The following is a 21,514-nucleotide window of genomic DNA, read 5'->3' on the forward strand; positions in this document are numbered from 1 at the left end:
TTGTACCCACTGCAGTTATCACCTACAAATACTTCTTATACAGATTTTCCAGAATTCGTTGATCAGTTTCCGTCCAGCCCGATTCTATATCACGCTGCACAAAATGAAGTTTAAACGAGCGCATCGCTGCTTTAGGATCACTAACATCATATCCAATAATCCTCAACGCAAGCATTGGATCTATCCTTTCTTCGGGTATTGTATCAGTATTTTCAATAGCTATCGACGAACTATCCTGAAATGTAAGCACTGGAAAAACCACCTCTTCCTCATACCACAATCCATAGCCTTCTTCCGCCAGTTTTTTCCAGGGGAAATAAATACTAGGGTCGACTTTCCGGGAGGGAGCAATATCAGAATGACCAATGAAATTTGCGGTAGGAATTCCGTATTTCCATTTCAACCGCTTCAGCAACACCAAAAGACTTTCTATTTGAGCTGTTGTAAATGGCTCACTGCCGTTATTATCCAATTCAACACCAATGGAAGCAGAATTCAAATCCGTGTCATTTCCCCACCTACCTTTTCCTGCATGCCATGAACGCAGGTAATCATTGAGCATCTGCACGATTTCGCCATCTCTACCTACTACATAATGCGAGCTCACCTGGGTCCTGGGCAAGGTAAAGGTGCTAATTGTCTGCGCAAGCGAATCCTGGGCAGTATGATGGATGATGACATAGTTTGGCTTCCTGATGCTAAAATTAGTGGTGCCCACCCACTCATCGGTAATGCTCAGTGTGTCATAGTCAAGTTCAGCTTTGGTTTTAGGGATTTCCTGAATAATTGCGGCGGCTTCTTTTACTGTTTTTTTATGTGCTTTATTATTTTCTCTGTAAATATTCTGCGAGCAAGCAAAAGCTAACAAAGTAAAAATCAATAAAATAGCAACAGAGATTCTATTGGAACTCATGGGAAGAAATAGTTAATCAGAAGCTGAAGCTACAAGTATTGTACTAAACCTGAAAACCAGCTGTAGAAAATCAGGTAATTGAACAAGATCCCAAAAAAACAAGTCCTGCTTCAGCAGAAGCAGGACAACCCAAAAGCAGGACAATACTTTAGTTTGCTATTCTCAGTAAATCATTTGCGGCAATCAGCGCTTTTCATCCGCGTTATTCTGTGGGAAATTTAAACTTCATCTGCGGGATTGACTTACAAGAAATTAGGCCTATCAAGCTTCTTCCCGATACGGAAAGCTGCATTCATTAGGCCGACATGGGAGTATGCCTGCGGAAAATTCCCCCACTGGCTACCGGTTTTCTGATCTACATCTTCTGAGAAAAGCTGAAGGTGATTACAATATTTCACCAAAGTTTCAAAACCGTCTATCGCCTCATTCAATCTCCCGACACAGGCCAAAGCCTCTATATACCAGAATGCACAGATCAAGAAAGTCGTCTCAGGCACCCCGAAATCATCCATGTGCTTGTACCTGTAGAACAGGAAGTCTTTGGCCAACAGCTCTTCCTCCAAAGCTTTGAGATGATCATTTGCCCGCTCCAGATTATCTCCAAAATACCCCATTGTGATCAGTTGGAGCGTGGAAGCATCCATGTAGCTGGATCCTATTGCCTGTGCGTAAGCCTTTCGGTCCGGGAGAAAACACTCCTCAATCTTTGCCGCTGCCATATCCCTCAGCACCACTGCCTTTTGATATAAGCTATCATCCTTTAACCGGACACCGATTTTTGCGGCAGCACATGCTCCGGCCCAATGAAACAAGAACGTATAGCAATGCTCCTGAGCTAGGTTTCTAAACTCCCAAAGCCCTGCATCTTTCTCATTCATAGTAGCTTCAATCTTATTCAACAGATTTATGATCATCGGCTTGGAACTGCTTCTCTCCTCTTCGGTAAAACGCTGATCCGAATAAAGGGGCAATAAAGACACCAGCACCTGACCGTATAGGTCGTTCTGAATGTGCGTGTAAGCCTGATTCCCAAAGCGGACTGGTTTATTATCCAAATACCCGGCAAGGTCAGAGATTTCTTCTGTCAAAAGTGAATTACCTGTGATGGAGTAAAGTGGCTGGTAGCGTCCATCTGAGCCGGTTTTCAGATTATGTATAAACTCAAAATACTTTTCCAGCTCTTCAAAGTGTCCCAAACTGTTGAAACACGTGAGGGTATAATAAGTATCCCGTATCCAGCAGTAGCGATAATCCCAATTTCTTGTGGACCCAGGGGATTCGGGAAGACTCGTGGTTGATGCGGCAATGATTGCTCCGGTGTCTTCGTACTGGTGTATCTTAAGGATCAATGCCGAGCGGAGCACCAGTTTTTGGTGAAAATTATAAATACTTGTGGACTTTATCCATTCGTGCCAGTAAGCGGTGGTCGCATGAAGAAAACGCTCAGAAGTAGTTTCAATAGGAGCTTCCAGAGGCCTTCCAAAGGTCAACACCAAGTACACAGGCTTGGTCAATAGAAATGCTTTTTCATCAATCACATAGCTCAGGGGGGCATTGGTTGAGAGTCGTAGTTCCTGATCTATTCCTGCAAAACTAATATGATTGGATCCCATACTAGCCCTCAACGCCCTCGACCCTCGATCCGCCCGGGGTTTACAGGTGATTTTAATTGTAGGAGACCCGGATACTGCTTCGATCTTACGGATCAACATCAGTGGTTTGTAGTAGCGGTCAAAGTTTTTAAATCGTGGGGCAAAGTCAGTGACCGAATAACAGTCTCCGCCGGATTTGACAGTAGTCTTTAAAATATTGGTGTTTTCGAGATAGACTTGGGATGACTTAAAATCCCCAGATTCAGGATATACGGTAAACTCTCCGCCTTTTTCCCGGTCCAGCATTCCCCCAAAAATAAAATCAGAATCAAATCTAGGCAGACACATCCAGCTGATATTGGTATCGAGTTCCACATGGGCGATATAGGCACAATTACCGATCACCCCACTTCCGTAGGTATGTTTTTTCATGTATTTATAATTTGTCTTTTAAAGGCCATATGGAATCACCCATGAGAGATAATCATCCCCGTGTGTGACGCTTGGGTCATACTTGCTTTCATTAAAGTCAGGTTTGAAATTGAAAAGTCAGGCTAGTGGGTCTAAAGCAAGAAAGCAAAAAAGGGAGCAGAATGCAAAAATCCTGTCCCCTAATGAAATTTTGAAAAGAAGTTAATAATCAAACCGCACCAGATTCGGCTCACGATCTACCGTGACTCCATAAATAGCTCTGTTTTTTTCATCCACTGCAAAGCCCCCTAATGGAAAGTCTAGCTGGTAGTGATTCAGAATATTCCCTTTGTAATCAAACTCAAATATTCTGTTCAACTTATCCGGATCACTAAGTTCCAGATAAGATTTACCATTGAAAAGAACAAAAAACGACTTATTACCGGGATAAACATCCATATACCTTGTAGTATGATTCCTTCCAAAATCCGCCATCTGATACCCTATGCTATAACTGATCTTGAACTCAGGTAATTCGTGTGTTGGCCCATAGATCAATTTACTCGACCTATTCTCCAAATCAATAATTTCTATATAATCGGCTATTCTGCCAGCATTGACAAAGTACTTTTTGCTCGGGTCACCTTTGATGGTTCCCTGAAAAACAGTGCTCACCAGATTGGCATCCAGGTCTTCCTCCTTATAGTTATTAGGCAATTCCCTACCCTTGATCATATCCCGCCAATTCCCAAAAGTGGCCAGTGTATCCCCCGAAGTCGTCAAATGAAGATATTTAGTCCAGCCATCGACTAAGGTAGTTAGCAAGGTTTGGTTTTTTGACCAAGTTGCCCGGGTAATAAAGAATTCTGTCGCAGGAGACCTAAACTCCTCTTCAGCAAGCTTGCTAGTGTCGGACAAACTATACTTTGAGAATTTCCGGACTTCTGGATCATAAGCCCAGACTTTATTCTTTTCCCCCGTATCCTCTATTTGGCTGATGACAGTAATTTCTCCTGGCCCCAAGCCATGCACCCCTTTAGATCTAAGGTAATTACCTGACTCCAAATCAATCACATGAAACTTGTCGTCATATTTATTTTTACGCTCAAGGATCACTGCAAGCCCATCCTTTATCATTAATCCTCTAGGATTGAGAATTTCAGGGATGTTATATTTCGCTCCTATTAATTCAACAGGAGAAGGCAAGTCCTCTTCAGTGAAGTAGACACTTCCATCTGAAATTTTTGGCTGACAGGCGCAAAAAAGTAAACTAGCACCAAAGACATATAGTGTTCTAATTAGCATGGCTGATTTGGTAACACCTCAAAAAAGGAAAAACAAATTGCTTCCTTATAATAATAGGACAATTGTTTTATAATCGCAAATCTTAGTTAGTAAAATCCAGGGCTGAAATGAAGTTTGCTTTTAGTCAAACGCTTGTAATTCTACAAATACAACTTCTTATCCCGGATATAATCCGCCACTCCTTCAGGAAGTAGATACCTGACGGATTTCCCCTCGATAATTGATTTTCGGATAAACGTAGCGGAGATATCCAATAGCGGCGCATCGATCAGCTTGATATTCGGATGCTCAAAGGTCTTTGCCTCGCCCGGACGTGGATAGACGAAGATCTCATAGTGGTCCAAAATAGTCTGGTAATTCTTCCAGCGCTTCAGCTGGGAAAGGTTATCTGATCCTAAAAATAAGCAAAACTGATGCTGAGGATATTGGTCAGTTAGGTAAGCCAGGGTATCTATCGTATAGCTTGGCTTGGGCATGGAAAACTCCACATCGGATGCACGAAACTGGTAATTGTCTTCAATTGCAAGCTCCACCATACGCAACCGATCAAATTCATGGATAAGTGATTGGCGTTTTTTAAGCGGATTCTGGGGACTCACCACAAACCAAACCTGATCCAGGTCAGTGCGGTCATGAAGCGTATCAGCAATAATCAGATGACCAATATGGATGGGATTGAAGGAACCGAAATAGAGACCGATTTTCAAAATACTATCTGGCTAGAAACTCATTTACCAAATATTCGGCTTCTGCACTGGACTTTGCAAACTCATCATTGATTACGGTCACGTCGAATTGTGGCTCGAACTTCGACTCGAATTCGGCTTTGAACAAACGACGGGACAGAGATTCTTCTGTTTCAGTACCACGGTCATTTAGCCGCTCAGCCAATACATCCAGACTAGGGACTTTCACAAAAATCGCCAATGCCTGCTCTCCAAAATATTTTTTTAGAGCCAGGCCTCCTTTCACATCTACATCGAAAATAACAGCTTTGCCAGAATCCCATATCCGCTGAATTTCCTCTTTGAGTGTACCATAAAAGTTGCCGGCATAGACTTCTTCCCATTCGATAAATGCGCCCTCGTCTATTTTTTTTATAAATTCTTCCTGAGAGAGAAAGTAGTAATCCTTTCCATGAACCTCATGTCTCCCACGCTTATCTCGTGTACAGGCAGAAATAGAAAATCCCAGATTTGGGATGGTTTGGATCAGGTGCTTCACCAGGGAAGTCTTTCCTGATCCAGAGGGAGCGGAAAAAATAATGGCCTTGCCTTGTGTCATGACTATTTAATATCCTGAATCTTCTGACGGATACAGTCTGCCAATTCAGTAGGCACAGCGTGTTTGGTGCATTTTGTTTTCAACACATCACGGATAGCCTGCTCCAGGTGGTAATGCTCAAAGCACGGTTGGCATTTAGCGAGCTTTTCCTTTAAGATTTCCTTACCTGAATCTTTCAAGTCTCCGTCCAAAATACTTTCTAGCAGCTCGAAGCATTTGCTCTCATCGCTGCACTGCTTCTTCCGCTCTCCAGATGGGTAGTCATTCATTTCCATGGGTAATTTCTTTAATTATTCCTCCTCTTCGTCCGTATTATATCCCATATTATGGGCATATCCTTGAAGTTTCTCTTTCAAAAGATTCCTTGCGCGGTGCAATCTGGATCTCACCGTTCCGATAGGGATATCCAGAATCTTGGCCATTTCTTCGTAAGTAAACCCTTCCAAATCGCATAAGATGATCACTGTGCGGAAATCCACTGCCAAACTATTTAGCGCATTTGAGATCTCATCACCGAGCATATCCTTGACAGATTCTGCTCTGAGATCACTAGTGCTTTGGTAGTGAACGTCATCCGAGTTGTAATAAGTTTCAACTTCCTGATAATCTACCTTCGTAGGTTGCTTTGATTTCTTTCTATACTCATTGATAAAGCTGTTTTTCAGAATTCTGAAAAGCCAAGCTTTAGCATTCGTACCCTGCTCAAATGAATTGATAAAACGATAGGCTTTCAGGTAAGTATCCTGCACAAGATCTTTGGCATCATCTTCATCGAAGGTGAGCCTGTAGCCAAAATTGTACATTGAGTCTATGTGTGGCATAAACTCCCCATCGAAGATGGCATTTTTCTCTTCCTGAGAATATTTTCTGCGCTGAACTTCCGACATAAGTCCCAAAAGTAATGATTGGGCGAAATTATAACTAGGAATTGGGAAGAATTCAGGTGATTTCGTTTATTTTGTTCCAAGGTTTGGCTCTCTTCAGCCATAGATTTCCCAGCGATACAGCGTTATGTTTTTCTTTAGATTGCTTTCCAGACTTCCATTGTCTGTACTATACCTATTCTCAGATGCTCTTTATCTTATAGCCAGATATGTGATCAGCTATCGCAAAAAAGTAATAGATGAGAATCTTAAGTACGCCTTCCCTGAAAAGACTCCGGAAGAAAGAAAGACAATAAGAAACAAGTTCTACAGGAACTTCACTGATGCATTCTTCGCAGAGACTATCAAGATGCTGACAATTTCTGAGAAGGAACTTAGGCAAAGGTTTCACGTGGTTAATCAATATGTAGTGGATGACCCGGTCAAAAACGGAAAAAGTTCGTTGATGATGGCAGGTCATATCTTCAACTGGGAAATGGCAATTCTTGGTGTCGCATTGAATACTGAAGTATCCGCAGAAACCGTTTATCTCAAACTGAACAATGTTTTCTTCAACAAGCTTATGCTTCAGATCAGGACTCATTTCGGGGGAATAATGACCGAGAAAAGCGCATTTAGACGAAGCATGATCACGATGAGAGGCACTCCTAGAATCGTACATCTGGCAGCCGATCAACGACCGCGTGTATCTGACAGTCGCTATTCCCGGGAATTCATGAATAGGCCCGCGCTTTTTTTTGAAGGCGGAGAAGTGTTGGCAAAAAAAATGGAGCTTCCTGTTTTCTTTGGGACAATTACAAAACTAAAGCGAGGGCATTATAGGTTTGAATTCTCACCTTTGGCTTCCCCCCCTTATGTTGATCATGCTCCCCATAGTATTACCGATGAATTTTGCCGAAGGCTGGAGGAAAATATCCGCAGGCAGCCAGACCTTTACCTTTGGAGCCATAAAAGGTGGAAAATATAATCCGGGTTTGTAGGGAATCCCCAGGCGAAAATCCGGGTTTGTAAATGAAAGTTGAATTGAAGAAGTGGAAAATAGAATGGATTACCTAGATAGTTTAAACCCAGCGCAACGACTGGCTGTAGAGCATACGGATGGACCGGTGATGATTATTGCAGGGGCCGGATCAGGCAAAACACGTGTATTGACCTACCGTATCGCCCATCTGATTTATGGCAAAGGTGTGGATGCCTTTAATATTTTGTCGCTGACCTTTACCAACAAAGCAGCAGCAGAAATGCGGCACCGAATTGAATCGTTGGCAGGACTGGAAGCCAGAAATACCTGGATGGGGACATTTCACTCAGTTTTCGCAAAAATCCTTCGGGTAGAAGCGCCAAAAATCGGATATCCTTCCAATTTTACCATTTATGATTCGGACGATTCCAAATCACTTATCCGTACAATAGTGAAAGAGATGCGCCTGGATGACAAAGTATATAAGCCCAATGCGGTTCTTTCTCGAATCTCCGGAGCAAAAAACCGTCTGATTTCATGGAAAGTGTATCAAGATGATCCTTTTGTGAAAGCCGATGATGAAGCCGCCATGAAACCTAAAATGGGAGAAATCTACCAACGCTATCAAGACAGGCTATTCAAAGCCGGGGCAATGGACTTTGATGATTTACTATTCAATACAAATGTCCTATTCCGCGATCACCTCGATGTGCTTAATAAATACCAGCAACGCTTCCGCTATGTGATGGTGGATGAGTTTCAGGATACAAACCTTTCGCAGTATCTGATTACCAAAAAGCTGGCAGCAGTTCACCAGAATATTTGCGTCGTGGGCGATGACGCCCAAAGTATCTATGCTTTTCGCGGAGCAGACATCCAGAACATCCTGAATTTCGAGAAGGATTATCCGGATTTGTTTGTGGTGAAACTGGAACAAAACTACCGCTCCACAAAGACTATAGTAGATGCTGCCAACTCCATCATAGATAAGAACAAAGCACAGCTTAAGAAAAATGTATGGACTTCCAATTGCGATGGTGACCTTATCGAATTGATCAAAGCCAGCACCGATAGCGAGGAAGGCAGAATCGTAGCCTCCACTATTTTTGAAGAGAGAAATACCAAAAAACTTAGTAACAGCGATTTTGCCATCCTCTATAGAACTAACTCCCAATCCAGAGCGATAGAAGAAGCACTGCGTAAATTAAACCTGACTTATAAAATTGTCGGAGGACTTTCATTTTACCAAAGAAAGGAAATCAAGGATCTGATGGCCTATATGCGATTCACGGTAAACCCCGTGGATGAAGAGGCCTTCAAACGAATTGTCAACTATCCGAAACGTGGGATTGGCGACACTTCTGTGGACAAGATTCTTGTCGCAGCATTTGATCATGATATGCAGCTATGGGAAGTCGTGCAAAATGCGCACAGCTTTATCGCAGGCAGGGCAGCAAGCCAATTGGATGACTTTGCTACGATGATCAAAGCTTTTAAGATTGAAGTTGAGCGAAAGGATGCTTTCGAAGCAGCAAGCAGCATCGCAAAGCAAAGCGGGCTACTCCGGGAGCTTTATGAAGACAAAACAATCGAGGGGCTAAACCGTTATGAAAACGTCCAGGAATTGCTCAATGCAATCAAAGAATATGTAGACAACGAAGAGAACGAAGACAAAAGCCTAGGCTCCTTCCTTCAGGAAATTGCTTTGCTCACTGACAATGACCGGGACAAGGACACCACAGATGCCATCACGTTGATGACAATTCACTCTTCGAAAGGCCTGGAATTCAAGCAGGTTTTTGTCGTGGGTATGGAAGAGGATTTATTTCCATCCCAGATGATGATCCAGAGCCGTGAAGATCTGGAAGAAGAAAGACGGTTGTTCTACGTGGCCACTACCAGGGCGATGGAAAAGCTTTATTTTACTTATGCCCTGACTAGGTACCGGTTTGGGCGATTGCTGAATTGTGAGCCAAGCAGATTCTTGGAAGAAGTATCTGCTGACTGCATCAAGGTGAATAAACGAGTAGCCTCGAAAGAAATGTCAGGGGCTTTCAGAAGCGAAGGGCTTCCAGGTACAACCGGATCTTCCGGCTATATCGGCATTAAGAAAAAACCGGAAACGCGGATGCCCACAGCGATGAAACTGCACACCCCGAGTCCTGATTTTAAACCTTCAAATACAAACAATCTGCAGGCGGAGCAACTGGTAGAGCATCCTAAATTCGGCTTCGGAAAGGTACAAAAGATTGAAACAGAAGGAATTAACCGGAAAGCAACGATTCAATTCGAGCATTTTGGCGAGAAAACATTATTACTTAGCTTTGCAAAGCTCAGAATTATAGACTAATCACCTGCACCCCTGCCTTTTGGTAATTTTTTTCATTACCTTAATTAGCGCAAAATAGGGGAGCATAATGGAGCACTTTGAACCAGACAAACAAAAACTCATTTTGAAAGAATACGGCAAAAACATTCAACGCCTCGTTGATCATATCACGGCGATTGAAGATCGTGATAGGCGCACCCAAAGCGCATATACAGTAATTGAAATCATCAAGCAGCTGAATCCGACCATGAAGCAGGAGAACGACCAAAAGCTTTGGGACGACTTGTATATCATGTCGGATTTCAAACTGGAAGTGGATGCCCCATTTCCTATGCCCGAAAAGGAATTGCTTGGCAAAAAGCCACTTCCAATTGGCTACCCGACCAGCGAGATCAAATTCAAACACTACGGCAGAAACATCGAGAAATTGATCGAAGTAGCCATAAAACTTGAAGATGACGAAGAGCAGGAAGCGGCAATTATTTTCATCGGCCAGTTGATGCGAAGCTTCCATTCTACATGGAATAGAGAAAATTTTGATGATGCCATAATCTTAGACGATATTAAAACGTTATCCAAAGGCAAATTGCATATCGACTTAGAAAAGGTGAAAGAAAATGGCCTATTTGAATCCAATACACACCGTGACTTCAAACCACCTCGCCAAGAAGAGCGCACCAACACCAAAAATAAGCGATCAAATCACAGCGCTAAGCGTCGCCCAAATAACGGTCACAATAAAAAACGAAGAAATTAATGGGTTCATTTCGGGTCAATGGAGGAATTAAGCTGAAAGGCGAAATAATTCCCCAGGGAGCAAAAAACGAAGCACTTCAGATTCTTTGCGCAGTTCTCCTTACTTCGGAGAAAGTTACCATTTCCAAAATCCCCAATATCGTAGATGTCAACAAGCTCATCGAGCTATTGGGAGACATGGGGGTGAAAGTCACCAAAGAAGGTTCAGAAACCTATACATTTCAAGCTGATGAAGTCAATCTTGATTTTATGGAAACTCAGGATTTTCTGAAAAAAGCGTCAGCACTAAGAGGTTCAGTGATGCTATTGGGCCCATTACTGGCAAGGTTCGGTACAGGCAAACTATCCAAACCTGGAGGAGATAAAATAGGGAGAAGAAGGATGGACACCCACTTTACAGGTTTTCAGAAACTTGGTGCCAAATTCAACTACGACTCCAAAAATGAGATTTTCCATATCGATGGGAAAAATCTGAAAGGAAACTATATGCTACTCGATGAAGCCTCGGTCACCGGCACTGCGAATATTGTGATGGCCGCTAGTATGGCAGAAGGCACCACTACGATCTACAACGCTGCATGTGAGCCATACCTTCAGCAGCTTTGCGACATGCTTAATCGCATGGGTGCAAAAATCTCCGGGGTCGGCTCGAACCTACTCACTATTGAAGGAGTGGATAAATTGGGGGGTACTACCCACAAAATGCTTCCGGACATGATCGAAATCGGGTCATTCATAGGCCTGGCAGCAATGACCCAATCTGAAATCACCATAAAAGATTGTCAAATCTCCCGGTTGGGGATCATCCCGGATACTTTCCGGAGAATGGGAATCAAATTGGAATTCAGAGGTGATGACATCTTCGTGCCTGCCCAGAAGCATTACGAAATTGAAACGTTCATAGACGGATCTATCCTGACTGTAGCTGATGCAATCTGGCCAGGTTTCACCCCTGATCTGCTCAGTATAGTTTTGGTCACCGCCACACAGGCAAAAGGAACTGTGCTGGTTCACCAGAAGATGTTCGAATCCCGCTTGTTCTTCGTGGATAAATTGATTGACATGGGCGCCCAAATTATTCTTTGTGACCCCCATAGAGCTACGGTAATCGGTTTGGACAGAAAAACTGAACTCCGTGGGATCCGGATGACATCCCCTGATATTCGGGCCGGGGTGGCTTTGCTTATCGCGGCACTTTCAGCCAATGGCACATCTATCATCGATAACATAGAGCAGATTGATCGTGGCTATCAAAATATTGATGATCGCCTGAGAGCTTTGGGTGCGGACATTGAGCGAGTTTCATAGAACTAAATCAACAACGGACGTACAGAGGGTTTTGATGGCAAAACCCTCTTTTTTTAACATAGTAGCTAAAAACTTTACTTTCCGCTGATCAAAAAAGCCTAGCTACAAGCCAGCAATACCTAAGCCGGACAGCATAAACACCTAGCCCACACATAATCAAACAGATAGCGACTTTTTTTTTATGCTAGCTTTGCGAATAAAGTAAATATTTACTTCATCAATATTCTTTCCTTTCATTCCTTCCCATAATTTTTGGTAAATTCTGGCTCGATAAACCAAAAGAACTTATATGTCAAAGAAAAAACTCCGAAGCCAAGACTGGTACGGACGAACTGGAAAAGACGGATTTATATATCGCTCCTGGATGAAAAACCAGGGTTTCCCCCATCACTTATTTGAAGGGGACAAGCCTGTAATCGGAATCTGTAATACCTGGTCAGAGCTCACCCCCTGTAACGCCCATTTCAGGGATCTCGCAGAAGCGCTAAAACGTGGGATTTGGGAGGCCGGCGGCTTTCCGTTGGAATTCCCGGTGATGTCTTTGGGGGAATGCTCTATAAAACCCACTGCAATGCTTTTCCGAAACCTGGCCAGTATGGACGTGGAAGAAAGTATTCGGGCCAACCCAATGGACGGTGTAGTCCTAATGTGTGGGTGTGACAAAACCACTCCATCACTTGTCATGGGAGCAGCTTCGGTAGATTTACCTGCTATCGTTCTTTCGGGTGGACCAATGTTGGTAGGAAGATATAAAGGAAAAAAAATCGGGACATCAGACATCTGGCGATTTGCTGAAGACTTCAAACTAGGCAAAATTTCGCAGGAGGAAATGATCGAAGCAGAAGCGGCAATGTCACGTTCTGTGGGGCACTGTGCGCCTATGGGCACAGCATCCACTATGGCGGGTATGGTCGAGTCTCTTGGCCTTTCCCTTCCTGATAATGCCACGATCCCGGCGGCAGATTCCAGAAGAAAAGTTCTCGCCCATATGACAGGAATGCGAATTGTAGAAATGGTTAATGAAGACCTTAAAATGAGCAAAATCCTGACTCGCAAGGCATTCGAGAACTCAATCATGGTGAATGCAGCCTTAGGCGGATCTACAAACTTCATCCTCCATCTTACGGCCATTGCCAAACGAATCGGAGTTGCTATTGACCTAACAGATTTCGATAAATTCTCTTCCCTTATCCCGCTGATTGCAAATGTACAACCTTCGGGAGAGCATTGGGTAGAAGATTTATTCTATGCAGGTGGTCTTCCGGCCGTCATGAAAGAAATAGAACAACATCTTCACCGTGACTCTATCACGGCAAATGGTAAGACAATCGGCGAAAACATAGAAAGAGCTGAATGCTACGACAGAAATTTAATTGGCACTTTTGAAAAGCCTATCAAGCCGGATTCAGGGATCGCAGTCCTAAAAGGTAATCTCTGTCCAAATGGAGCGGTGATCAAGCCATCGGCAGCATCGCCTGGCCTCTTGACCCATACGGGACGTGCGGTTGTCTTCGAAAATATTGATGACTACAAAGCCAGAATTGATTCCCCGGATCTGGACATAGATGAAACCTGTGTGATGGTGATGAAGAACGTGGGGCCAAAAGGCTACCCGGGAATGCCCGAAGTAGGCAATATGGGTTTACCTCAGAAGCTACTCCAAAAAGGCATAAAAGACATGGTACGTATATCAGATGGAAGAATGAGTGGAACAGGATACGGTACTGTAATTCTACACGTATCACCTGAATCGGCCATTGGTGGGCCATTGGCATTCGTGCAAAATGGCGATGTGATCGAACTCAATGTACCGGCCAGAACATTGAATCTGATGATCTCTGATGAAGAATTCGAGAAACGAAGAGCGGTATTTAAGCCGCTGAATCTTCCCTACGAACGGGGATATGTCAATCTTTTCTTGGACAAAGTAAATCAGGCCCATGAAGGAGTGGATTTTGATTTCCTTCAGGGAGGTTCAGGCTCAGAAGTAAAACGGGATTCACATTAACAAAATGAAATCGAGCATGATGCAGGCGACACACACTGGGATGATTAGCTACTATGTGAGCAATAAAAATCAATTATAAACACATGAAACCTCAAAAAGTCGCTATTATCACCGGGGCAGGGCAGGGAATCGGACTGGCAATCTGCGAAAAACTCGCTGCCCAAAGCGTGAATTTAATTCTAAATGACGTGGAAGAAGGCTTGATCAATGAGGCCTGTGAGAGGATAAGCCATGTTCATGGCGTGCCTGCAATTCCTATAGCCGGTGATTCTAGTTCTGAAGAAGTGATTGAAGCGATGATTCAAACCGCTGTATCACGCTTTGGGACTGTTGATATTGTCGTAGCCAATTCTGGCATTACACTCTTCGGAGCCTTTTTAGATTATTCCAGAAAAGACTTCATGGAAGTAACTAGGGTAAACCAGGCAGGGACTTTCTTTTTGGCTCAGGCTGCCGCCAAAGTGATGAAGGATCAGGCCAATGGAGGAGCATTGCTTTTCACCTCCTCGGTCACGGCGCATCAAAGTCATGAAAATCTCGCTGCCTATGCCATGAGCAAAGCGGCCCTGGAAATGCTCGCGAAAAATCTGGTATTGGAACTCGCCCCCTATTCCATCAGAGTAAATACCATTGCACCTGGTGCCACAGTAACAAACCGGACCCAGCTGGATCCCGACTATGAAAGCACCTGGTCGAGAATCACCCCACTGGGCCGCCCGGCCACTGTGCAGGACATCGCCAACGCTGCTGCTTTTTTGGTCTCTGAAGAGGCTGGTCACATTACCGGACAAACGCTGATAATCGATGGGGGCTGGACCAGTGTCAGCCCTTCCCCTTATGCCTAGATTCTATCAAAAGAATTGAATGTCAGACATATAAAAAGCTATTGAAAAAGCAATCTGAATCCAAAGTCTGCTAACTTTATAAAAAAACATCGCCATGAAACACCTCACATGCATTCTGATGGTTGTCTGTATTTTGCAGGCATGCCAGCCCAAAGAAACAATGCCAGACACTTTACCTATGAAAGTAGCGATGGCCTATGGTTTTGATAAATTTGACCAGGTTAATTCCATTGCATACACCTGGAATGTGCAGCGTGACTCAGTAAATGTAATGAGTAGGGATTGGAAGTGGAATGTAAAAGATCGAACTGTTCATTATGCTACTGCAGACACCAGCTTCACATACAGCTTGGACATGCCAGCTGATTCTATGCCTGAGGCAGATAAGGGATTTATCAATGACAAATATTGGATGATGTATCCGTTTCAGTTGGCCTGGGATTCAGGTTATGACTATGAAACAGAGGAAAATGTACCTACTCCAATTGCAGGAACTAACTCGACCAAGCTCACGATTGTTTATTCCGGAGCTGATGGATATACACCAGGTGATGCATATGACTTATATTTGGATGAAAACAACATGATTTTAGAATGGGTTTTCCGTAGGGGAAATGGTACTGAAGGCAGGCCCATCACCTGGGAAAATGTTGAACAGTTTGGCCCTATAAAACTTGCAACTACCCATTCAAATCAGGATGGGCAAAAAATCATTTGGTTCTCGAATATTTCCGTGAATTAACCAATCCACCATCTACTAATTAGCCGTTTGATTCATACAAACGGCTTTTTTTTATCGTTTTACCCGATTCTATAGGCAACACCTAACCCAAACTTATCTTTTCGAATGAAACAAAATAGAAGAACTTTCATCAGGCAATCCAGCTTACTTGCCAGTGCAGGATTGATAGCCTATCCATTTTCGTCTTTTTCTACATCCATGAAAAATCCTACGGTGGGCGAAATTATGGATTTATTTATCACACATATTCCTGACGCCCCATTCCCAGGGACAGTAGACACCTTAAAATCGGGAAGCAAGAACCAAGTCGTCACAGGCATTGTCACTACCATGTTTGCCACGATTACAGTAATCCGAAAGGCCATTGAGTTAAAGGCAAATTTCATCATCGTCCACGAACCCACTTTTTACAATCATGCAGATGAAACGGAATGGCTAGAAAAGGATCCAGTTTACCAATTCAAAAGAAAGTTGCTAGATGAGCACGAAATAGCTGTTTGGAGAAATCATGATTACATACACAGCCTTGCTATTGATGGGGTCCAGGCTGGCGTGGTCAAAGAATTGGATTGGGAAAAATACTATAAACAAAGTTCCGTTTTAACCCTCCCCGACACTACCCTCGGCGATTTGATTTCCCATATCAAAACTAAAATGAATGTCCCTGCTCTTCGCTACGTCGGTGAGCTGTCCCAAAAAGTAAGCAAGATACTCCTTCTACCAGGAGCAATTGGCGGAAGAAGGCAAATTGACCTACTGATGCAGGAGAAGCCCGACGTATTGATCTGCGGAGAAAGTCCGGAATGGGAAACACCTGAATACGTCCGAAATGCAAATGAAATGGGGGAAAAGCTTGGCTTGATTGTCATTGGCCATGCTGCCAGCGAAGAAGGTGGATCAGCGTTTATGGCAGAATGGATTAGAGAAAATCTATCGGATGTCCCTGTTTTCCATGTGCCTTCCGGCAATTCACTTGCTGTAGAGTAAGCAACACTACCATGTACTAAAAACAAACTGCCTCCTATTAAATAACTAAGTTTTACTAGACAAAGTCACATCCTTTATTTATAGCTAGGCATGAAAGGAGAAGAAGCTTGCCCCGAAATCCTGCGTAATACTAAGTGTTTAGAGACCATATCAGTTTGCATCATTTCGTGAAGTGGCTTAACTTATCTAGCCAAACCCTAAGCTATGCCTGTTTTTTCTATCCTGATTTTATTGCTATCCCTTTTTTCTAGCCATCAGAAACTAGAGACGTCTAATGCCAATCAACCTAATATCCTGTTCCTGATAGCAGATGACTGGTCTTTCCCACATGCAGGGGTATATGGAGATCGGGTAGTTCGTACCCCCACCTTTGACCGCTTGGCTTCCGAAGGAGCACTGTTCACCAATGCCTATACAGCCTCACCTTCCTGTTCTCCCTCAAGAGCCGCCATTCTTCTGGGAAGATACCCTCACCAAAATGAAGCGGGTGGGAACTTATGGTCTGAGTTTCCTGCACAATACCCCACTTATGTTAGTCTGTTGGAGGAAAGTGGATATTTCACAGGCTCGAACAGAAAAGGCTGGGGTCCGGGAGATTTCAAAGCAAGTGGCATGGAGAATAATCCTGCCGGAAAATCTTATGAAGACTTCAAATCATTTTTAGATCAAAAACCAAAAGACTATCCCTTTACATTTTGGTTTGGCAGTACTGATCCCCACAGGGAATATGTAACAAACACTGGAATCCAGACCGGGATGGCTTTGGAAGATGTTCAAGTTCCTGGATTTTTCCCGGATATGGACTGCGTAAAGAATGATATGCTTGATTACTATTTCGAAGTGGAGCGATTTGATCGGGAGTGCGGGCGATTGATCAGGATGCTGGAAGAAACGGGCGAATTGGATAATACCATTATTGTGATGACCAGTGACAATGGCATGCCTTTTCCCCGGGCAAAGGCAAATCTCTACGATTACGGTACGCGGATGCCGCTTGTGATTCGATGGCCGGAGAAAGTAAAGGCCGGAACCATCATCGATGATTTTGTGAATTTTGTAGACTTTGCTCCGAGCTTCATTGAAGCAGCGGGCTTAAGTGCTGAAACAATGAGCGGGCAATCGCTTTGGCCACTTCTGGCAGGGGAAAAACAAGATCGTGGCCAAGTCTATTTAGAAAGAGAACGACACGCAAATGTGAGGAAAGGCAATCTCTCCTACCCTATGCGTGCAGTCAGAGATCATCAATATCTGTACATCAGGAATATGATGCCCGAGCGTAATCCCGCTGGTGATCCCGCTGTGCATCAATCCGTGGGCCAGTATGGTGATGTGGACAACTCCATCACCAAGTATCTAATTATGGCAATGGAAGGAAAATCCAGTGCAGGAACACCCGATTATTTCAAATTAGCATTTGACAAAAGGCCCGAAGAGGAACTCTATGATGTGATTGCTGATCCGTACCAGCTGACTAATTTGGCTGAAAACAAGACCTATGAAACCGTCAAAGAGCAAATGAGAAAAAAGCTACAAACCTGGATGGTCGAAACCGGAGATCTAAGAGCTAGCGATCCCCGTTCTTTATATTGGGATCAGGTCCGTTATACCCCCGATTATCAAATGAAGAATTTTGACTTCGGGCAGGAAATTGAAAAATATCGAATTAAACCGCCATTTGGAAACTATGCAAAAGAAGGTATCCCTTGTTTGCGGTAATTAAAACGCGCTAGTAAATGGTGTTTTTTGGTTCTTTGGGATTTGTCATCTCGGAAGAACAGCGTTAGTCATCCATCCCACATCTTAAAGCGAAAAAATCTGGGAGCCTCGCAGGGGAATGGACTTTTTACTTCACCACTATCTTTTCAGTGGAAGGTTCGTAACCAATTCGATGTGCCAAAATATATAATGAATCCCCTTCATTTATTTCAAATGGAAACCGGTATACAGACCAAGCTTCCGCAGCAGTTTTTTTAAAGCCAATTGAAGCCCCCTTTGTCGAAGAAGAAAGTGAAACAATTCCATCCTCAAAAAGAATTTCTACCGGCTCGGTACTTGGCGCTTGATCTGCTCCATTCCACCAGGTGCGCACCATTTCCATTTCCGGTACAGCTCCAAGATCTCCAAATTCCTCCACCCATGACAGGTGAGCGGCACGTAGCTCTGTAAGAATATCCGCATAGTCAGGGTTTTCTGCCAAATTGTTAAACTCATAAGGGTCTGCCTGTGTATCATAAAGTTCTTCCTCAGGTTTAGCATCATCAAACCATCGCTCCTGATTTTCATCCAATTTCCCATCTTCGTGCAGTTCAAGCAAATGGACCATCAGCGGATTACTCAGTCGGTAGCGTATATTCTGGTAATTGGGCTTATCAGGCATGTAGTTTTTAATGTATTTATATCGTCCATCACTGACTGCCCTTACACGATCCACTTCAGAATCCATTCGATCCCGCGCGGCATAGATGTACTTTCTCGGCGTTGATTTTTGATTCCCCATAAAGGCTTTCCCCTGCATATTATCAGGAATTTTCACTCCGGCAAGCGAAAGTACGGTCGGCCCAAAATCAACAAAGCTTACCAACCGATCATCTACAGTCCCGGATTTGATAAAAGGAGCTTTTACAAAAAACGGAACCCTTAATCCCCTATCGTACAATTCCCGTTTATAATAAGGCATGCCATCCCCGTGATCTGAATAATAAAAAATAATCGTGTTTTCATACAGCCCATCATCTTTCAACTGCTGTAAAAGCTCACCTACTTGCGTATCAAAGCGAATCACATTCGTAATAAATCTAGCCAAAGTCCTACGCGTAATGGAGTCGTCAGGATATACTGGTGGTACCGTCACATCCAAAGGATCTATTAGCAAATCCTCATTTTCCCTTACCCACACCTGAGATTCATGGGTGGTAGTGAAATTGAAAATGGAGAAAAAGGGCTGCTCAGGATCTTTACGGTTTCTCCAATGTGCTTGATTACTACTCTCATCCCACATCGTCTCTGGGGCGATAAACTGGTAATCTTCCTTCACATTGTTGGTGGTATAATAACCTGCCATGCGCAGGTACTCCGGAAATCCACGCATTCCTTCGGGAATCACGGCCGAATAGGACCTATGCCCGGCAGGGTAATTATCCCCGCCTGCAGCTGAGAAAGAAAGTGTACGCATATGCATCGCTCCGATAGAGGTCTGATACGCTCCTGTAATAAGCGCTGCACGACTTGGCGCACAGACTCCTGCAGTAGAAAAGGCGTTTGTAAAAACAACACCTGCCTTAGCCAGCGAGTCTAAAACAGGCGTTTGTCCACCGGTCCCGCCATACGCTCCCAAATGCTCAGGCGACATATCCTCATTCACAATCCAAAGTATATTAGGCCGCTCAGGATAAGCTATTTTTGCATCAGAGGCTGGCTCTTGCCGGCAGGAAAAAAATAAAAACGAAAGAAGAAAAAAAGGAAATAAATACTTCATATGAATATGATTTTGAACATTTCAAGATATTCTATTTACCCAAGAAATTAAAACCATCTATGTATCATCTCAACTAATAGCCATATAACATTTTACATTTTCCCTTTGGATGGTAAAATTCTTTGGAATAAAGTACAGCTTTGGTAACTTAAAAGTCCATCCGCATGAATCCAACTTATGGCTCCAATTAAGACGTTGAACCGGAGAGAATTTCTTGGTTCTGCAGCCACTGTAGCTGCATCTATTTCTATTGTCCCATCCAATGTTATTGCCGGGCTTGGCAAGATCCCTCCTTCCGATCAAATCACCGTTGCGAATATTGGTTGTGGCACGCAGGGTTTGAGGGAAATGGGAGAACTTTTACAGAATCCAAAAGTTCGGATAGTTGCAGTTTGCGATGTGAATAAATATTCGGAAAACTACATTGACTGGTCTCCTTATGGGATCCGTGATGATATCCGCAAGACGCTTGGGGATGATTCTTGGTGGAGCAACGTAAAAGGAATTGCCGGTGGAAGAGATGTAGCTCAGACATACATTGAAAAGTACTATGCGAAAAACAGTCCCTCAGGAACCTACAAAGGCTGTGCATCTTACGAGGATTTTCGGGAGCTTTTTGCCAAGGAAAAAGGAATTGACGCAGTCAAAGTGATGACTCCGGATCACACTCATGCATCCATTGCGCTAGCAGCAATGAATCAAGGAATCCATGTAGTCACCCACAAACCAATCTCCAACAGACTTCTGGAAGGAAGAAAAGTGATAGAAAAAGCAAAATCCAGCGGAGTGATCACGCATCTGCTCGCCTGGTCTGACCGCCCGGAATACCGACAGATCAAATCCTGGATGAACGAAGGTCTGATCGGAGAGTTAAAGGAAATCCATAATTGGTCCTATCGACCTGTCTGGCAGCAATGGACAAAGCGCCCTACTGGAAATGAAGCAATCCCTAAAGGCTTCAACTGGGATCTTTGGCTAGGTCCAGTACCCGAAATGGATTATCATAAAAACTATACGCACAATGTCTTCCGGGGCTGGTATGACTTCGGCGGAGGATCGGTTGCTGATATGGGGCATTATAGCCTATTCCCCCTTTTTGAGACACTTGGAATAACCAATTCTCCAGTAAGTGCCAAAGCCTATGGGACTACCACCCGAGAAGAAATAAACGGTGTCTACCAATGGGTAAAAAATGATGTGGCTTTTCCGGCCAGCTGTATGATCAAATGGAAATTCCCAGAGCAGGCTTCCTTGCCTTCTTTTGATCTAATATGGTATGATGGAGGCATGAAACCTTTTGCCCCGCAGGAACTGGAAATAGACGACAAAGACACACCTGAGGAAGGATTGATGATTGTAGGGACCAAAGGAAAAATAGTAGGAGGATTCAGGGGAGAAAATCCAGTATTACTTCCGGAAAGCAAAATGACAGCCCGCCCGGAATCTGAGCGTATCGACTCTGCAAATGTGGAGAGAAACACCTCGGCGTGGGTGGAGGCCATCCAAACAGGAGAGCAAACCCCGGGTAGCTTTATAAGGGCCAAGACTATCACCGACACCATCAATCTCGGAGCTGTCGCTTTGCGGGCAGGGAAAAAAGTTGATTTTGATGCTGAAACCCTGAAAATCACCAATGATGAGCAAGCAAATAAATTGCTTTCACGAGAATACAGAAAAGACTGGGAGATATAAAGAACTATTCAGTTTTTAGCAA

18 protein-coding genes are annotated in these 21,514 nt (G+C 43.7%); 10 read left to right on the top strand and 8 right to left on the bottom strand.

What is annotated here, in order from left to right; translation table 11 throughout:
- Positions 1-22: 22 nt before the first annotated feature.
- From AS141_RS20045 to AS141_RS20075, 7 genes are all read right to left on the bottom strand, one after another.
- Positions 23-913, bottom strand: coding sequence for an N-acetylmuramoyl-L-alanine amidase (locus AS141_RS20045; protein WP_057939480.1), 891 nt, complete (start codon positions 911-913; stop codon positions 23-25).
- Between the two features lie 242 nt (positions 914-1,155).
- A complete protein-coding gene (locus AS141_RS20050; RefSeq protein ID WP_057939481.1) occupies positions 1,156-2,937 on the bottom strand; it encodes a glycoside hydrolase family 15 protein in 1,782 nt (593 codons plus the stop codon).
- A 201-nt stretch (positions 2,938-3,138) separates the two neighbouring features.
- Complete coding sequence (locus AS141_RS20055) at positions 3,139-4,221, bottom strand: BF3164 family lipoprotein (protein WP_057939482.1); 1,083 nt, start codon at positions 4,219-4,221, stop codon at positions 3,139-3,141.
- 140 nt (positions 4,222-4,361) lie between these two features.
- Positions 4,362-4,928 (bottom strand): nicotinate (nicotinamide) nucleotide adenylyltransferase, encoded by a 567-nt coding sequence (nadD, locus tag AS141_RS20060; protein WP_057939483.1) that lies wholly within the window; start codon positions 4,926-4,928, stop codon positions 4,362-4,364.
- A 4-nt stretch (positions 4,929-4,932) separates the two neighbouring features.
- The gene (gene gmk / locus AS141_RS20065) at positions 4,933-5,505 is read right to left on the bottom strand and encodes a guanylate kinase (protein WP_057939484.1); all 573 of its coding nucleotides are present in this window, start codon (positions 5,503-5,505) and stop codon (positions 4,933-4,935) included.
- A 2-nt stretch (positions 5,506-5,507) separates the two neighbouring features.
- Positions 5,508-5,780 carry a hypothetical protein gene (locus AS141_RS20070; RefSeq protein ID WP_057939485.1) on the bottom strand — a complete coding sequence of 91 codons (273 nt, stop codon included), beginning with the start codon at positions 5,778-5,780 and terminating at the stop codon, positions 5,508-5,510.
- A gap of 15 nt (positions 5,781-5,795) precedes the next feature.
- Positions 5,796-6,392, bottom strand: a complete 597-nt coding sequence (locus tag AS141_RS20075; RefSeq protein WP_057939486.1) for a sigma-70 family RNA polymerase sigma factor — start codon at positions 6,390-6,392, stop codon at positions 5,796-5,798.
- 124 nt (positions 6,393-6,516) lie between these two features.
- On the opposite strand from AS141_RS20075, the gene AS141_RS20080 reads away from it, so the two are divergent.
- The 9 genes from AS141_RS20080 to AS141_RS20120 all read left to right on the top strand — a co-directional run bounded on the left by AS141_RS20080 (position 6,517) and on the right by AS141_RS20120 (position 18,041).
- Positions 6,517-7,356: a lysophospholipid acyltransferase family protein gene (locus AS141_RS20080; protein ID WP_057939487.1), complete on the top strand. Its 840-nt coding sequence runs from the start codon at positions 6,517-6,519 to the stop codon at positions 7,354-7,356.
- A gap of 76 nt (positions 7,357-7,432) precedes the next feature.
- Positions 7,433-9,700 (top strand): ATP-dependent helicase, encoded by a 2,268-nt coding sequence (locus AS141_RS20085; protein ID WP_057939488.1) that lies wholly within the window; start codon positions 7,433-7,435, stop codon positions 9,698-9,700.
- A 67-nt stretch (positions 9,701-9,767) separates the two neighbouring features.
- Entirely contained in the window at positions 9,768-10,436 is a 669-nt protein-coding gene (locus AS141_RS20090) for a DUF4290 domain-containing protein (RefSeq protein ID WP_057939489.1), read from the top strand.
- A complete protein-coding gene (gene murA / locus AS141_RS20095) occupies positions 10,436-11,743 on the top strand; it encodes a UDP-N-acetylglucosamine 1-carboxyvinyltransferase (protein ID WP_057939490.1) in 1,308 nt (435 codons plus the stop codon). The genes AS141_RS20090 and murA overlap by 1 nt, the downstream gene beginning before the upstream one ends.
- A 289-nt stretch (positions 11,744-12,032) precedes the next feature.
- Positions 12,033-13,751 carry an IlvD/Edd family dehydratase gene (locus AS141_RS20100; protein WP_057939491.1) on the top strand — a complete coding sequence of 573 codons (1,719 nt, stop codon included), beginning with the start codon at positions 12,033-12,035 and terminating at the stop codon, positions 13,749-13,751.
- Between the two features lie 83 nt (positions 13,752-13,834).
- Positions 13,835-14,596 carry an SDR family NAD(P)-dependent oxidoreductase gene (locus tag AS141_RS20105; protein ID WP_057939492.1) on the top strand — a complete coding sequence of 254 codons (762 nt, stop codon included), beginning with the start codon at positions 13,835-13,837 and terminating at the stop codon, positions 14,594-14,596.
- A 94-nt stretch (positions 14,597-14,690) separates the two neighbouring features.
- Positions 14,691-15,338 (top strand): hypothetical protein, encoded by a 648-nt coding sequence (locus AS141_RS20110; RefSeq protein WP_057939493.1) that lies wholly within the window; start codon positions 14,691-14,693, stop codon positions 15,336-15,338.
- Between the two features lie 105 nt (positions 15,339-15,443).
- Positions 15,444-16,325 (top strand): Nif3-like dinuclear metal center hexameric protein, encoded by an 882-nt coding sequence (locus AS141_RS20115; RefSeq protein ID WP_057939494.1) that lies wholly within the window; start codon positions 15,444-15,446, stop codon positions 16,323-16,325.
- A gap of 204 nt (positions 16,326-16,529) precedes the next feature.
- Positions 16,530-18,041: a sulfatase family protein gene (locus AS141_RS20120; RefSeq protein ID WP_057939495.1), complete on the top strand. Its 1,512-nt coding sequence runs from the start codon at positions 16,530-16,532 to the stop codon at positions 18,039-18,041.
- A gap of 127 nt (positions 18,042-18,168) precedes the next feature.
- Here AS141_RS20120 and AS141_RS20125 read toward each other — a convergent pair whose 3' ends face one another.
- Positions 18,169-19,800: a sulfatase family protein gene (locus tag AS141_RS20125; RefSeq protein ID WP_057939496.1), complete on the bottom strand. Its 1,632-nt coding sequence runs from the start codon at positions 19,798-19,800 to the stop codon at positions 18,169-18,171.
- Positions 19,801-19,977: 177 nt separating this feature from the next.
- Here AS141_RS20125 and AS141_RS20130 point away from each other — a divergent pair, with 177 nt between their 5' ends.
- Entirely contained in the window at positions 19,978-21,492 is a 1,515-nt protein-coding gene (locus AS141_RS20130) for a Gfo/Idh/MocA family protein (RefSeq protein WP_057939497.1), read from the top strand.
- Positions 21,493-21,514: the final 22 nt, after the last annotated feature.

It is taken from the genome of Algoriphagus resistens, from assembly GCF_001442615.1.
In the GTDB taxonomy this organism is placed as follows: Bacteria; Bacteroidota; Bacteroidia; order Cytophagales; family Cyclobacteriaceae; genus Algoriphagus; species Algoriphagus resistens.

Coding starts and splice junctions, on each gene's coding strand:
- AS141_RS20045 (WP_057939480.1), bottom strand. CDS start 913: ATGAGTTCCAATAGAATCTCTGTTGCTATTTTATTGATTTTTACTTTG.
- AS141_RS20050 (WP_057939481.1), bottom strand. CDS start 2,937: ATGAAAAAACATACCTACGGAAGTGGGGTGATCGGTAATTGTGCCTAT.
- AS141_RS20055 (WP_057939482.1), bottom strand. CDS start 4,221: ATGCTAATTAGAACACTATATGTCTTTGGTGCTAGTTTACTTTTTTGC.
- gmk (WP_057939484.1), bottom strand. CDS start 5,505: ATGACACAAGGCAAGGCCATTATTTTTTCCGCTCCCTCTGGATCAGGA.
- AS141_RS20070 (WP_057939485.1), bottom strand. CDS start 5,780: ATGGAAATGAATGACTACCCATCTGGAGAGCGGAAGAAGCAGTGCAGC.
- AS141_RS20075 (WP_057939486.1), bottom strand. CDS start 6,392: ATGTCGGAAGTTCAGCGCAGAAAATATTCTCAGGAAGAGAAAAATGCC.
- AS141_RS20080 (WP_057939487.1), top strand. CDS start 6,517: ATGTTTTTCTTTAGATTGCTTTCCAGACTTCCATTGTCTGTACTATAC.
- AS141_RS20085 (WP_057939488.1), top strand. CDS start 7,433: ATGGATTACCTAGATAGTTTAAACCCAGCGCAACGACTGGCTGTAGAG.
- AS141_RS20090 (WP_057939489.1), top strand. CDS start 9,768: ATGGAGCACTTTGAACCAGACAAACAAAAACTCATTTTGAAAGAATAC.
- murA (WP_057939490.1), top strand. CDS start 10,436: ATGGGTTCATTTCGGGTCAATGGAGGAATTAAGCTGAAAGGCGAAATA.
- AS141_RS20100 (WP_057939491.1), top strand. CDS start 12,033: ATGTCAAAGAAAAAACTCCGAAGCCAAGACTGGTACGGACGAACTGGA.
- AS141_RS20105 (WP_057939492.1), top strand. CDS start 13,835: ATGAAACCTCAAAAAGTCGCTATTATCACCGGGGCAGGGCAGGGAATC.
- AS141_RS20110 (WP_057939493.1), top strand. CDS start 14,691: ATGAAACACCTCACATGCATTCTGATGGTTGTCTGTATTTTGCAGGCA.
- AS141_RS20115 (WP_057939494.1), top strand. CDS start 15,444: ATGAAACAAAATAGAAGAACTTTCATCAGGCAATCCAGCTTACTTGCC.
- AS141_RS20120 (WP_057939495.1), top strand. CDS start 16,530: ATGCCTGTTTTTTCTATCCTGATTTTATTGCTATCCCTTTTTTCTAGC.
- AS141_RS20125 (WP_057939496.1), bottom strand. CDS start 19,800: ATGAAGTATTTATTTCCTTTTTTTCTTCTTTCGTTTTTATTTTTTTCC.
- AS141_RS20130 (WP_057939497.1), top strand. CDS start 19,978: ATGGCTCCAATTAAGACGTTGAACCGGAGAGAATTTCTTGGTTCTGCA.